Origin of the sequence: Dorea longicatena, from assembly GCF_025150085.1 — a bacterium.
GTDB lineage: Bacteria > Bacillota > Clostridia > Lachnospirales > Lachnospiraceae > Dorea_A > Dorea_A longicatena.
In genome coordinates, this window is record NZ_CP102280.1 from 2,685,742 (window position 1) to 2,698,988 (window position 13,247).

At 45.3% G+C, this 13,247-nt stretch carries 13 protein-coding genes; all 13 read right to left on the reverse strand.

What is annotated here, in order from left to right; translation table 11 throughout:
- Nucleotide 1: 1 nt before the first annotated feature.
- Nucleotides 2-1,375 (reverse strand): V-type ATP synthase subunit B, encoded by a 1,374-nt coding sequence (locus NQ508_RS12890; RefSeq protein ID WP_006428724.1) that lies wholly within the window; start codon nt 1,373-1,375, stop codon nt 2-4.
- 2 nt (nt 1,376-1,377) lie between these two features.
- Nucleotides 1,378-3,144: a V-type ATP synthase subunit A gene (locus NQ508_RS12895; protein WP_006428725.1), complete on the reverse strand. Its 1,767-nt coding sequence runs from the start codon at nt 3,142-3,144 to the stop codon at nt 1,378-1,380.
- Nucleotides 3,145-3,163: 19 nt separating this feature from the next.
- The gene (locus tag NQ508_RS12900) at nt 3,164-3,481 is read right to left on the reverse strand and encodes a V-type ATP synthase subunit F (protein ID WP_006428726.1); all 318 of its coding nucleotides are present in this window, start codon (nt 3,479-3,481) and stop codon (nt 3,164-3,166) included.
- Complete coding sequence (locus NQ508_RS12905) at nt 3,474-4,442, reverse strand: V0D/AC39 family V-type ATPase subunit (protein ID WP_006428727.1); 969 nt, start codon at nt 4,440-4,442, stop codon at nt 3,474-3,476. The genes NQ508_RS12900 and NQ508_RS12905 overlap by 8 nt, the downstream gene beginning before the upstream one ends.
- Nucleotides 4,443-4,511: 69 nt before the next feature.
- Entirely contained in the window at nt 4,512-5,108 is a 597-nt protein-coding gene (locus NQ508_RS12910) for a V-type ATP synthase subunit E (RefSeq protein WP_006428728.1), read from the reverse strand.
- Between the two features lie 17 nt (nt 5,109-5,125).
- Nucleotides 5,126-5,611: a V-type ATP synthase subunit K gene (locus tag NQ508_RS12915; protein WP_006428729.1), complete on the reverse strand. Its 486-nt coding sequence runs from the start codon at nt 5,609-5,611 to the stop codon at nt 5,126-5,128.
- 2 nt (nt 5,612-5,613) lie between these two features.
- A complete protein-coding gene (locus tag NQ508_RS12920; RefSeq protein ID WP_006428730.1) occupies nt 5,614-7,629 on the reverse strand; it encodes a V-type ATP synthase subunit I in 2,016 nt (671 codons plus the stop codon).
- 51 nt (nt 7,630-7,680) lie between these two features.
- The gene (locus NQ508_RS12925; RefSeq protein ID WP_006428731.1) at nt 7,681-7,989 is read right to left on the reverse strand and encodes a hypothetical protein; all 309 of its coding nucleotides are present in this window, start codon (nt 7,987-7,989) and stop codon (nt 7,681-7,683) included.
- 304 nt (nt 7,990-8,293) lie between these two features.
- Nucleotides 8,294-8,785: a tRNA (cytidine(34)-2'-O)-methyltransferase gene (locus NQ508_RS12930; RefSeq protein ID WP_006428732.1), complete on the reverse strand. Its 492-nt coding sequence runs from the start codon at nt 8,783-8,785 to the stop codon at nt 8,294-8,296.
- Between the two features lie 19 nt (nt 8,786-8,804).
- A complete protein-coding gene (locus tag NQ508_RS12935) occupies nt 8,805-9,194 on the reverse strand; it encodes a Uma2 family endonuclease (RefSeq protein ID WP_006428733.1) in 390 nt (129 codons plus the stop codon).
- Between the two features lie 326 nt (nt 9,195-9,520).
- The gene (trxB, locus tag NQ508_RS12945) at nt 9,521-10,462 is read right to left on the reverse strand and encodes a thioredoxin-disulfide reductase (RefSeq protein ID WP_006428736.1); all 942 of its coding nucleotides are present in this window, start codon (nt 10,460-10,462) and stop codon (nt 9,521-9,523) included.
- Between the two features lie 403 nt (nt 10,463-10,865).
- Nucleotides 10,866-12,620, reverse strand: a complete 1,755-nt coding sequence (locus NQ508_RS12950) for a 1-deoxy-D-xylulose-5-phosphate synthase (RefSeq protein WP_006428737.1) — start codon at nt 12,618-12,620, stop codon at nt 10,866-10,868.
- Nucleotides 12,611-13,003: a MerR family transcriptional regulator gene (locus tag NQ508_RS12955; protein WP_022416401.1), complete on the reverse strand. Its 393-nt coding sequence runs from the start codon at nt 13,001-13,003 to the stop codon at nt 12,611-12,613. The genes NQ508_RS12950 and NQ508_RS12955 overlap by 10 nt, the downstream gene beginning before the upstream one ends.
- Nucleotides 13,004-13,247 lie beyond the last annotated feature (244 nt).

Below are 13,247 nucleotides of genomic sequence, written 5' to 3' on the forward strand. Positions count from 1 at the left end.
ATCACTCCTTTCCGTAGTACTCGTCTAAGAACTTATCATCAATTCGCTTAAGCTCTGCTCTAGGCAGCATAGACAGCAGCTTCCATCCAATCTCCAGTGTCTCTTCGATCGGTCTGTCGGTATCGTATCCCTGGGATACATATTCTTTCTCGAATGCATCTGCAAATTTTGCATATACCAGGTCGATATCGGTAAGGGCTGCTTCTCCTAAGATGGTCATTAATTCTTTGGCATCTTTTCCTCGTGCATACGCTGCGAATAACTGGTTCATCGTGTTCGCATGGTCAGCTCTTGTCTTGCCTTCTCCGATTCCTTTATCTTTCAGACGGGACAAGGATGGCAGTACATCAATCGGAGGCTTGATACCTTTGCGGTACAGGTCACGGCTTAAGATGATCTGTCCTTCTGTGATGTATCCGGTAAGGTCCGGGATTGGATGCGTCTTGTCATCCTCCGGCATGGTCAGGATCGGAATCAGTGTGATACTTCCTTTCTTACCATTCTGTCTTCCGGCTCTTTCGTATAAGGTTGCAAGGTCCGTGTACATATATCCAGGATATCCACGACGTCCCGGTACTTCCTTACGTGCAGCAGATACCTCACGGAGTGCATCTGCATAATTGGTAATATCTGTCATGATTACCAGTACGTGCATATCTTTTTCGAACGCCAGATACTCCGCTGCCGTCAGTGCCATACGAGGGGTTGATATACGCTCGATGGCCGGGTCATTTGCCAGGTTGACGAACAGTACCGTTCGGTCAATGGCTCCTGTCTCTTTGAAGGATTCTACGAAGAAGTTGGACTCTTCGAATGTAATACCCATAGCAGCAAATACTACGGCGAATTTCTCATTGCTTCCGCGTACCTTCGCCTGCTTTGCGATCTGTGCTGCCAGGTTGGCATGTGGAAGTCCGGATGCCGAGAAAATTGGAAGCTTCTGTCCACGAACCAGTGTGTTCAGTCCGTCGATGGCAGATACTCCGGTCTGGATGAACTCTTCCGGATAACTTCTGGCTGCCGGATTCATTGGCAGACCGTTGATATCACGTCTTTCATCCGGCAGGATCTCCGGTCCGCCGTCGATCGGGCGGCCCAGTCCGTCAAAGACACGTCCCAGCATATCTTCCGATACGCCAAGCTCCATGCTCCGTCCGAGGAAACGTACTTTACTATTACTTAAGTTGATACCCGTGGCACTTTCGAACAACTGCACCAGTGCATCATTTCCATTAATCTCCAGAACCTTGCAACGGCGCTTCTCACCGCTTGCAAGTTCAATCTCGCCTAATTCGTCATAGGCTACATTTTCAACACCGCGTACCAGCATCAGAGGTCCGGCAACTTCCTGTATGGTTCTATATTCTTTTGGCATAATTAGAAGTCCTCCTTCCCGAATGCAGCCGCAACTTCTTTGTCCAGTTCTTCTTCTACATTCTTATATTCGTTTTCGATATCGGCGTCTGTTGTATATTTATAACGGCCGATCTTTTCTCTTACCGGCATGGCGATCAGTGCATTCATGTCCGCACCCTTGTTCAGTGCGTCGACAGATTTCTCATAAAATGCCAGTACCAGTTTCATCATCAGATACTGCTTACGAAGCGGCGTGTAAGTGTCGATCTCATGGAAGGAGTTCTGATGTAAGAAGTCCTCACGGATGGATCTTGCCGCTTCCATCTTCAGACGGTCAGTCGGTGACAGGGCATCCATACCTACCATCTGTACGATTTCATTTAACTCGGCTTCTTCCTGAAGGATTGTCATCATCTTCTGACGGTCTTCCATCCAGTCCGCTGCCACTTCCTCGTTGAACCAGTTTGCCATATTGTCAACATACAGCGAATAACTGGTCAGCCAGTTGATGGCTGGGAAATGTCTCTTATACGCAAGTGCGGAATCCAGTCCCCAGAATACCTTTACAATACGAAGGGTTGCCTGTGATACCGGTTCAGAGATATCACCACCCGGAGGAGATACCGCTCCGATAACGGAAAGTGCACCTTCTCTTCCTTCTTTACCAAGGGATACCACATGTCCGGCTCTTTCATAGAACTGTGCCAGACGGGAACCTAAGTATGCCGGGTAACCTTCCTCACCAGGCATCTCTTCCAGACGTCCCGACATCTCTCGAAGTGCCTCTGCCCAACGGGATGTAGAATCTGCCATCAACGCTACAGAATATCCCATATCACGGAAATATTCTGCGATCGTGATTCCGGTATAGATGGAAGCCTCACGGGCTGCAACCGGCATATCCGATGTATTTGCGATCAGCACGGTTCTTTCCATCAGAGACTGTCCGGTCTTCGGGTCTTTCAGTTCCGGGAATTCATTCAGAACGTCGGTCATCTCATTGCCACGTTCTCCGCATCCGATATAGACCACGATATCAGCCTCTGCCCACTTAGCCAGCTGGTGTTGGATAACTGTCTTGCCGCTTCCGAAAGGTCCCGGAACAGCTGCCACACCACCTTTGGCGATCGGGAAGAATGTATCGATAACACGCTGACCGGTTACCAGTGGTTTTACCGGCGGCAGCTTCTTCTGATACGGACGGCCCTTTCGTACCGGCCATCTCTGCATCATCGTCAGTTCTTTGTCACCTTTTTCGGTAGCGATCACTGCTACCACTTCTTCTACGGTAAATGTTCCGGCTTTGATCTCTTTTACCGTTCCTTTTACTCCATAAGGAACCATGATCTTCTGCTGTACAACGATGGTCTCCTGCACAGTTCCGAGTACGTCACCTGCTTCGACCTCATCGCCGGCTTTTGCGACCGGTACAAATTCCCATTTCTTATCACGCTTTAACGATGCGACTTCCACGCCTCGTTTTAAGTTATTTCCGGAAATCTTCATAATGTCATCCAGTGGTCTCTGGATTCCATCGTATATACTTGTGATCAGTCCGGGACCAAGTTCTACTGACATTGGTACTCCCATAGACTCTACCGGCTCTCCAGGTCCAAGTCCCGATGTCTCTTCGTATACCTGGATGGATGCCTCATCTCCGTGAATCTCTATGATCTCTCCGATCAAACGCTGGCTGCTTACACGTACCACGTCAAACATGTTGGCGTCACGCATACCTTCTGCAATGACCAGCGGTCCTGCTACTTTTTTAATCGTTCCTGTACTCATACGGACGAATCAACCTCCTTTAGCTGCCAAATATAATATCGGAACCGACAGCCTGCTCTACCGATTTCTTCACACCTGCAACTCCGGCGCCTGTATTTCCGGCGATACCCGGAATCTGAATGATCGCCGGTGTGACCTGTTCCTGATATTTTTCTATCTCATGCGTTAACTCAGCGGCAAGTTTCTCTGTGATATAGATAATTCCATATCCGCCCTGTGCCAGCTGATGTAATTTCTCTGCGGCTTCCTCACGGGTCTGGACGGCAAATGTATCAAGGCCCAGTGCTGCGAATCCGAAGATGCTGTCATAATCACCCACTACTGCGATCTTATACATACATTTCCCTTACCCTTTCCCGGATTGAATCATCCGGCAGTTCATTCTGCTTTCCGGATAAAATGATTCGTACCGTTTTAATCTCATTCTGCCTTGCAATTACGTAGGCAATTACCGGTCCTATCGTAAATGCATGATATTTCTCCGGGCTTATCGTCTGAATGATCCGGTTGTCACACCATCTTTCAAATGCCGACGGCGACTCTGCCAGTGCATCCGCACCTTCTGCATAAGCCGTTCCTCTTAAGTATTCACAGATGGCATCCATGCCGCTAAGTGCCGCTTTCGAGAGTTGGCTGACACTTAAGGAATCACATTCCGCCATTGCCCGTTTCATAAAGTCTGTTGATTTTGCGGTCTTCTGTGACCGGACAGCGATCTTGATGTCCGCCACTGCCACTGTGGATTCTGCATAATCCTGTATGATCTTATCCGGTGACTCTTTTCCCGCCTGATAGATAGCATCCAGTGCTGCCCGGTCTATGATCACATCACAGAGCTGCCCGTCTCCTGTATGAAGAAGTGTCTCGTATGCTTCTTCTCCTGCAATCCGCATACTGTCCGGAAGCTTTCCAAAGTCTCTGTCTTCTACGATCTTACGCATCTCTTCTCCAGGAATCCGAACATCTTCATAATAGATATGCCGGTTCTTATCTCCGGTGCATACTTCCTTGACCGCTGCCTTTAAATTATGAAAAAGCTTCGGATAAGAAAGCACATCGAAATGTTCCATTCCGATCGACAGTTCTTTTACTACTTCCCATGTCTTTTCTTCTTCTCTCGTCAGGATCTTTTCCGCATCCCCGCTGCTTTCGGCATCTCCCCAGCCTTTCTCTTCTAAGAACTGCAGTGCCTGATCATAATTCTGGCACGCAATCAGCTGGTCGATGGTACTGTCAGAGAACAGGGATACTTCCAGGGCACGGATTCTTGCGACCGCATAGGTATATTGTTCACTCATGTTGTTCCTCCATTTCCGAACATTCCTGATATCTGAACATTCCTACTGGTTCTTCTGATGCTTTCCGCATCATACAAAGAGCAGCCGGTGAACGATATCTGAAAGCTCATCCCGCTTCGCATCGAACATTGCCCTGATCGTACAGTTCTCTTCAATTCCACCGTACGCAAGAATGAATCCATTGTCAATATTATCTCTGCCCGCTCCGGCTACAGTAAGTTTTCCTCCCTTTGCCAGAGCTATTTCTTCAATTTCTTTGCCAAATCCTACCGGCATATTTTCCAGATCTTTTACGGAGAAATAGATCTCTCCCTCCTGCGGAAGTATATATGCTTCCAGAATCGACAGAAGCATCTGATAATAATCATCCGGCGCAAGGTTTATAACCTTTTCATACGCCTTCTCGATGATCTCAGCGATCATCTCCTGCTTTGCTTCCAGAAGTCTCGTTCTTCTCTGAAGATCGATGGCTGATTTCACACGCTCTTTCTGCGATGCAGTATCTGCTTCCGACTTTTTCAGGATAGTATCTGCCTGTCTGGCTCCCTCTTCCTGTGCCTTAAGCTTCATCTGTTCTGCCTGTGCTTTCGCATCTTCGATCTTCGCATCCGCTGTCACTTTTGCCTCGTCAAGGATCTGACTTTTGATCTTATCTAATCCAGCCATTGTCCTTCACACTCCTTCTATACCTGAATTGCTGTTACGGAAAGGATAGAAATCAGAAGTGCAAGGATGGCATATGTCTCAACCATTGCAGGGAACAACATTGCTTTACCGAACTGATCCGGTTTCTTTGCTACAATTCCGATTGCTGCCGCTGCTGTCTGTCCCTGTGCTTTTCCTGAGATCAGACCAACGATTCCGATTGGAAGACAAGCTGCCAGGATCAGAAGTCCTGTCTTAGGATCCAGATCTGCTGCACCACCGCCAAGAAGTCCGATCTTGGATAATGTAATGAAACCAACCAGCAGTCCGTAGATTCCCTGTGTACCAGGAAGCAGCTGCATGATCAGTACTTTTGCGAATTTGCTTGGGTCTTCTGTTACAACTCCGGACGCTGCCTGTCCTGCAATACCAACTCCGATCGCAGATCCTGCACCTGCCAGGAATACTGCCACTGCCGCACCAAGAAGTGCATATACCATTCCCATATCATTCCAAATACTCATATCTATTTTTCCTCCTTAATATCTACATATTTTGTCTCCGCATGAAACGGTTCGAAAGGTTTTCCACCGCCTTCGTAGAATTTTCCGAAGAATTCCACAAATTGAAGTCGGTTGGTGTGGACATATGCACCAAGCAGGTTGATTGCCAGGTTCATTGCATGTCCGACGATAAATACTACGATAAATAAGATGACTCCAAATACACTCTTACCAAGCATGCTTCCCATCTGGTTGACAACGGATGCGATAACACCTGTTGCAAGTCCCAGTGCCAGAAGTCTGGAGTATGATAATACATCACTTAACCATCCGGTGATATTATAGATATCATATGCTCCAAGTGCCAGCCGAAGTGCCGGATTCTTGCTCGATCTTCCGGACATCAATAACAGTCCGAGTGCCCCGATGATTGCCAGTGCTTTTGACAATGTAACAAGCGCTGCCGGGAACACGATCTTGGTCTGTGCGATTGAAGCAAATATCTCTGACGGAAGTAACATCAGGATCAGTCCGATCAGGAAAATGTACCACAATACGATATCGCAGAAGAAATCCAGTACCTTTCCGTCTTTTAACAACATATATCCCTTGATCCCAAGACCCACGAACAGATGGACCAGTCCGAATGCCATCGAATAAATCAGAAGTCGCATCGGATCATTTAACGGTGCAAACCACAGCGGCTTGATCGTCAGTTCTTTTCCAAAGAATGTGCTCGATACGACGTCTACGACATCTCCGAAATATCCACCGAATAAGATTCCCCATACCATGGTAGAAATTCCACAGTACATGAACATTTTCATAGATTTCCTCATACCGGCACTCATGCGCGGGAATTTCTTAAGGACGATCAGACACACGATTGCGATGATCGCACCATACGCTGCATCTGATAACATCATTCCAAAGAAAAATACATAGAAGAATGACATGATCGCGGTCGGATCGATCTCTCCTTTATGCGGAAGTCCGTAAGACTCCAGGACTCCTTCCACACTTTCCGAAAATCCGTTATTCTTAAGGATCACCGGTGGTTCTTCGTCTTCTTTTAACTCTTCTACATCGATCACACAGTCATATGCATCCCCGATTCCTTTCTGGATCGCCGGTATCGCTTCTTTTGCTGCGTAACCACTGATAATAAATGTACGTCTGGACTGCGGAAGTGTTCCCAGTACTTCGTACTTTTCTGCACGCATCCGGTAATAGTCACCGATGATCTTCAGTTCCTCCCGGTCTTCTGCGTAAGATATGATCTCTCCCCGGATATCTGCAATTGTCTGTTCGATCTGTCTGATCTGTTCTTCCAGTTCTTCTTTCTGCTTTGCCGGAATCTGCTCTGTCGATACAACCGGTCTTGAGAATCCTGCAGTGCGGAGTGTATTCTCCACATCTGCTGCCTGGTCCTTCATACAGAACACGCTTAAGTACACGGCATCTTTATCCTGACTTATAACCGATATATCTACGGCTTCGATCTCCGGATGATCTTCGGCAAGCTTTCCGTAGATCATTTCCAGTGTCGTCTCCGCCGCCATGGTTCCAAGAAGCATTGCCGTCTTTTTCGTGCCCGGATAATTCATCGCAACTTCCAGACTCATCCATGGTGTAAGTGCTTCTATCTGGGTATTCCGCTTCACAATCTCAGCCTGTGCTTCCGCAATTTTCTTATGATCAGCGATCAGAAGTCCCGCCACTTCCATGACTGCTTCCTGCTTCGCTGCGGCAGCTTCCATCGTCTTTTTATCGATCAGCTCATTTCCTTCCAGACTGGCGAACATGGATTTTTTCTCCGGTGTATACTGATTCAATACATCCAGTGCGTTTTCCGTGATCTGCACCCGTTTCTCGAAGCTTGATTTCGCACTCTGCGTATCCATCTTCTCGAATCCGGCTTCGTCCTGCGCGACCTGATGCATCTCTATCATGCCCATGGACTGCAGTTTTTCCAGAATCGCTTTCCGGTCATGTTTCAATGCGCAGATACTGATTCGCTGCATCTGCAATACTGCCATAACTGCATCCCTCCTTTTTTATTTTTTCACGTTCTTACTCTTCCCATATCATCAGAGCAATGCTTTGATGACTGCGGATACCGCCTCCTCTTCTTTTCCCTGAGCCAGTGCTTTTAATGCTTCTGTCTCCTGTTCCGTCTTCTCGGAAGCCTGTTTTTTTAAGACTTCTCCTTCTTCTTTCGCCTGCAAAAGATCTGCTTCTGCCTGTTTCTTTGCATTTGCTACAGCCTGCTCTTTTATCTCTTTTGCCTCTCTGGCAGCTTTTTCAAGGATCTCGGTACACGTTGCATCTGCTTTTCTTATGATCTCATCCGCTTCATTCTCCGTTTCCTTGATGGTCTTAATGGTTTCTTCTACCATTCATCTACCACCTCTCCTTCAAAAAAATACAAAATCTAATTTAAATTATAATCTTATTTCTGCAATTTTACCATACATTTATTACATTTGTTGTAAATTGTATGTCACTTTGATACATTTTTATCATTTTGTCGTTTTATATTTGTGCACTTATTAATAAGTAGAAACGCCTGCCAGCGCCTCCTGTATTTTTTCATATACCTGGTATGAAAATAAGGATATCATCTCATTTTCTCAACGAAAACGGACAATATCCTTATTTTGTCTAAATAATATGGAATTTATACAGATTGGATTCCTTTTCTTACCAGTGTAATTCGTGAAGATGCCCCTCCAGATTCATACCTGCAAATCCGTTCTGTCTGAGTGCTTCGTAAAGCACGATCGCAACCGAGTTGCCGAGGTTCAGCGAACGGATGTCGCCTACCATCGGGATACGCACGCAGTCTTCTTTATGCTCTACCAGAATCTCTTCCGGGATTCCGGCACTTTCTTTTCCGAACATGATGTAGCAGTCCGGTTCATAGTTCACTTCTGTATATACCTTCGGTGCTTTTGTCGTTGCCATGTAGATCTTGGCTCCCGGGTTCTTTTCCAGGAAATCATTGTAATCAATATAGGTTCTGACATCCAGATGCTCCCAGTAGTCCATGCCGGCACGCTTTAAGTTCTTTTCATTCAAGCGGAAGCCGAGTGGCTCGATCAGGTGTAATCTGGTGTTGGTGGCTACGCAGGTTCTTCCGATATTGCCTGTGTTTGCCGGGATTTCTGGTTCGTGTAATACGATGTTTAACATGTTGTGGTCCTCCGTTTTTCTATTCTTTTTCAAATAAAAATTCTATATAGCTGTATATTTCCGAAAAGTCAATCTGACATTTTCCAGCAAATATCTTCACCGGCACCTGGTCTTCAAAACCATAGATGGCCGGTAATTCATTATGTTCCAAGTCATATACTACAACTTTTTTCTTATCCGGGTCAACCATCCAGTATTCTCTGACTCTTGCAGTAATATATTTTTTTAGTTTTAAGCCCATATCTTTTTTTCTTGTAGATGGTGACAATATCTCAATTACCATATCCGGAGCTCCGTAGACATGGCTTTGAAGTATCTTCTCTCTATCGCAGCATATCACGACATCCGGCTGTATCATCGTCCTGTCATCTTCATCCAGCTGTACGCTGACCGGTGACGGCAGTACCATACATAATCCTTTGTTCTGCCTAATGTACTCTCTTAATTTGATACTGATCTCAAACTTTTCCAGATATCACCTTCATGATCTGTGCCATCTCCATAGATGCGATAAGCCGATACGCTTTCTTTCATCATACCAGGATATGGATTAGAAACAGATCCTTTCATATCTTCTGTACCGTTCCCAATGGTACACCGGAACGATCTGATATCTGTTCGCAGCTGAAACCTAATTCTGTTTTCTTCTTTTTCATCTCTTCTACAGTCATAGGATCATCTCCTTCTTCCGAACGCATAACAATCTATATTTCTAATATTGTTTTCCATATTCTTCTAATAATCTGATATACTTCTCTCCACCTGCACTGCCGCGATCGCACCATCTGCTACCGCAGTCACTACCTGGCGCAGGCTCTTGACTCTTACATCTCCGGCCGCATACACGCCCGGTACGTTGGTATGCATATCCTCATCCGTCTTAATGTATCCCTTGTCATCCGTCTCTACTTTATCTGCAAACACGCCGGTATTCGGGATCATACCGATGAATCCAAACAGTCCGAACAGTCCGTCTTTCGGATCAGCTTCTATCTTCGTAAACTCCCCGGTCTTTATATTCTTCACGGTCATCGTCTGGAGCAGTCCGTCGCCGCTCACTTCTTCCACTACCGAATCCCACAGGAATGCAATCTTCGGATTGGCAAATGCTTTTTCCTGAATAGACTTCGCCGCACGCAGCTCGTCCCTTCTGTGAATGATCGTAACTTTTCTGGCGAATTTTGTAAGGTACAGCGCTTCTTCCACCGCTGCATCCCCGCCGCCCGCTACATAGACTTCCAGGTCGGTAAAGAAGTTCGCATCACAGGTCGCACAGTAAGAGATTCCGCGTCCCTTGTACTCCTGCTCACCTTTGCATCCGATCGGTCTTGCGTATGCACCGGTTGCGATGATGATATTTTTTGCCTGATACGTATCTTTTTCGCCTGTCAGGACTTTGATCTCTCCGTTCAGTTCTACATCTGTAATTGTATCACGGACATGTTCTGCTCCGAACTGCTCTGTCTGTTCGTACATTCTGCGTACAAGAGAAACGCCTGTCTCTCCTTCTACGATCTGTCCCGGATAGTTTTCTATTTCGTCTGTGTTGATAATCTGGCCGCCGGCCTGTCCTTTTTCGATGATCAGGGTGTCCAATCTGCTTCTGCCTGCGTATAAGCCTGCGCTTAATCCCGCCGGACCGGCGCCAAGGATGATTACGTCATATATGTGATCCATGTGTGTCCTCTCTTTCTTTTCGTATGTATTTTTAAAATTATTGATCGTATGATTCTATCTTATTTTACATGATTTTAGCTGTTGGCATACCAACAAATTACAATTAAAAATTCCCTTTTTATTTTTATATTACTTGCTAAAGATATATTTCTATGATATTATAATTATACAAAAAACAACCGCTCAAAGTGGTTGGCCATATTGAGTAATAGAAATCCACCCAGTCCTGCCAAGACTTTTTAGAGGGTGGGTTTTCTATTTCCTACTGACATATCAAATATATAAAAGTCAAAATTTTTATTGTTCATTTACACCACCTCCTATCTATGTATCTTAGGAGGCCTTCCACCCATATTGCGGTTGTTTGTAGTAGTATATCATATACGTTTTATTTATTCAATTTTTAAATAAACTTCATTATACCTTCCGTAATTTGCTCTTTCGTCAGATGATTCTCTTTCAGAACTTCTGCCACATCATAACGATCGAGGAACTCTTTCTTCAGTCCGAAGTTCAGAACCTTCATGTCCGAATCTCCGTAGAATCTTGCGATCTTCTCGCCGAATCCGCCATCCAGAATACCATCTTCCAGAGTGATCACAACATCATGATCTTTCTTAAGCTCTTCCAGAAGTTCTGCATCAATACCTGTAATATAATATGGATTGATCACAGTTGCATCTGTTCCGGTTACTTTCTTAAGCTCTTCAGCAACTTCTTTACCAAGTCCGTAGAATGTTCCAAGTCCAATCACTGCAACCTTAGAACCTTTCTGAGTTACTTCGTATTTGTTCAGATCACCGAAGTCTTTTGTAATCTCTTTTCCGTCTGAGATCACGCTGCCGCCCGGAAGCTTGATTGCTACCGGATACTCATTCTGTTCGATACTCCAGTCGAGCATTGCCAGGTATTCTTCCTTCGTTGTCGGAGCAAAGTATACTAGATTCGGGATATTTGCCATCATCGGGATGTCATATAGTCCAAGGTGTGTCACATCATTCATTCCGTATACCGAACCACAGAATGTTACAATAGTTGCCGGGCTGTTGTTGATGCAGAGATCCTGTGCGATCTGATCATAAGTTCTCTGTACAAATGTGCTGTATACACCATAAACCGGTTTTCCGCCATTTGCGGCAATTCCGGAAGCAAGTGCTACAGCTGTCTCTTCTGCGATACCGACATCTACGAACTGTTTTCCTGCTTCTTTTCTCTTATCTTCTGTGAATCCCATAACAGTCGGTGTTCCGGATGTGATCGCTACTACTGCCGGATCTTTTTTCATCTTATCCAAAAGATAATTCATGGAAATATCCGAATAGTCTTCTTCTGTCATCTCGTATAACGGTTCACCTGTCTCGATATGAAATGGTCCGTTATAATGCCATACTTCTTTGTTCTGCTCTGCCGGTGCATAACCCTTTCCCTTTAAGGTATTGATATGCACAACAACTGGTTTCTTGCTGTCTTTGACACTCTGGAATGCTTCGATCAGCTCTCCGACGTCATTTCCGTGATCCACGTAAATGTAATCTAATCCCATAGCTTTGAACAGGTTGCATTCTGCCTGTCCGTTTGCCTCACGGAGTAATTTTAAGTTGCCATATAATCCGCCGTGGTTTTCTGCGATGGACATATCATTGTCATTTACAATGATGATCAGATTTCCGTCTAATTCTACTGCATAGTCCAGTCCTTCCAGTGCTTCACCGCCGCTTAAGGAACCGTCACCGATCACTGCGATCACATTTCCTTCTTCCCCTTTCAGGTCTCTTGCTTTTGCAAGTCCACACGCAAGGCTGACGGATGTAGATGTATGACCTACAGTGAAATGATCGTGTACACTTTCATTTGGATTGCTGTAGCCGGACACGTCATCGTAATGTTCTTCATAAAGATATGCATCCTTTCTTCCTGTCAGCATCTTGTGCGGATAGGTCTGGTGTGATACGTCATATACAATCTTGTCTTTTGGTGACTCGAATACATAATGCAGTGCGATCGTTGCCTCTACCATACCGAAGTTTGGTCCGAAGTGTCCGCCGTGGATACTGGCTCTCTTTAACAGTGCTTCTCTCATCTCACCTGCCATTACGGTCATCTCGTCTACGGTTAATTTCTTTACGTCTTCTGGTCCGTTAATCTTTTCTATATACATGAACTATTCTCCTCCCAGTTTAATACTCCTGTCTTTACTGCTTCTTCGTATTTGGAAATTTTGTGATTCAACCGGTTGATCGCTGACTCTATCTGCGCTTTCTGCTCTTCTAACTTCTCTCTTTCTTCCGAAAGAAGCTGAAGTCTTGCTTCAAATGTCTCGTCGCCCTCCTGATATAATTTTACATACTCGATCAGTGCCTCCACGGGAAGTCCTGCTTTTCTCATACAGATCACAAGCTCCACCCATCCAAGGTCTGATTCCTGATAGTCTCTGATTCCGCCTGCCGTACGTGTTACTTCCGGTATCATGCCGATGCGTTCATAATAACGCAGGGTATCAGCGGAAATGTCATATGTTTCACTTACTTCTTTTATCGTCAATCCAGACACCACCTTTCCGTTCATTACTATAGCACTTGGAGTTCGCTCCAAGTCAAGATTTTTTCCAAAAATGTAAGAGTAAATTCCGGATTATACAATTCATCCTGTATTTTCTGATATCTGCAGAAGCTGCATAGCAATAACAAAAGCCGTCAGGGAATATAATTCTAATTCATACATTAACATTCCCTGACGGCTTTTCTATTTCTATTATTTCTTTTAAATTCTCTTCAAATCAGCTTCC

Excerpts from the sequence above, each read along its gene's own strand:
- trxB (WP_006428736.1), bottom strand. The coding sequence starts at position 10,462 with ATGGATCACATATATGACGTAATCATCCTTGGCGCCGGTCCGGCGGGA.
- NQ508_RS12915 (WP_006428729.1), bottom strand. The coding sequence starts at position 5,611 with ATGAGTATTTGGAATGATATGGGAATGGTATATGCACTTCTTGGTGCG.
- NQ508_RS12895 (WP_006428725.1), bottom strand. The coding sequence starts at position 3,144 with ATGAGTACAGGAACGATTAAAAAAGTAGCAGGACCGCTGGTCATTGCA.
- NQ508_RS12935 (WP_006428733.1), bottom strand. The coding sequence starts at position 9,194 with ATGGTACTGCCGTCACCGGTCAGCGTACAGCTGGATGAAGATGACAGG.
- NQ508_RS12900 (WP_006428726.1), bottom strand. The coding sequence starts at position 3,481 with ATGTATAAGATCGCAGTAGTGGGTGATTATGACAGCATCTTCGGATTC.
- NQ508_RS12925 (WP_006428731.1), bottom strand. The coding sequence starts at position 7,989 with ATGGTAGAAGAAACCATTAAGACCATCAAGGAAACGGAGAATGAAGCG.
- NQ508_RS12930 (WP_006428732.1), bottom strand. The coding sequence starts at position 8,785 with ATGTTAAACATCGTATTACACGAACCAGAAATCCCGGCAAACACAGGC.
- NQ508_RS12920 (WP_006428730.1), bottom strand. The coding sequence starts at position 7,629 with ATGGCAGTATTGCAGATGCAGCGAATCAGTATCTGCGCATTGAAACAT.
- NQ508_RS12950 (WP_006428737.1), bottom strand. The coding sequence starts at position 12,620 with ATGTATATAGAAAAGATTAACGGACCAGAAGACGTAAAGAAATTAACC.
- NQ508_RS12905 (WP_006428727.1), bottom strand. The coding sequence starts at position 4,442 with ATGAGTGAACAATATACCTATGCGGTCGCAAGAATCCGTGCCCTGGAA.
- NQ508_RS12910 (WP_006428728.1), bottom strand. The coding sequence starts at position 5,108 with ATGGCTGGATTAGATAAGATCAAAAGTCAGATCCTTGACGAGGCAAAA.
- NQ508_RS12890 (WP_006428724.1), bottom strand. The coding sequence starts at position 1,375 with ATGCCAAAAGAATATAGAACCATACAGGAAGTTGCCGGACCTCTGATG.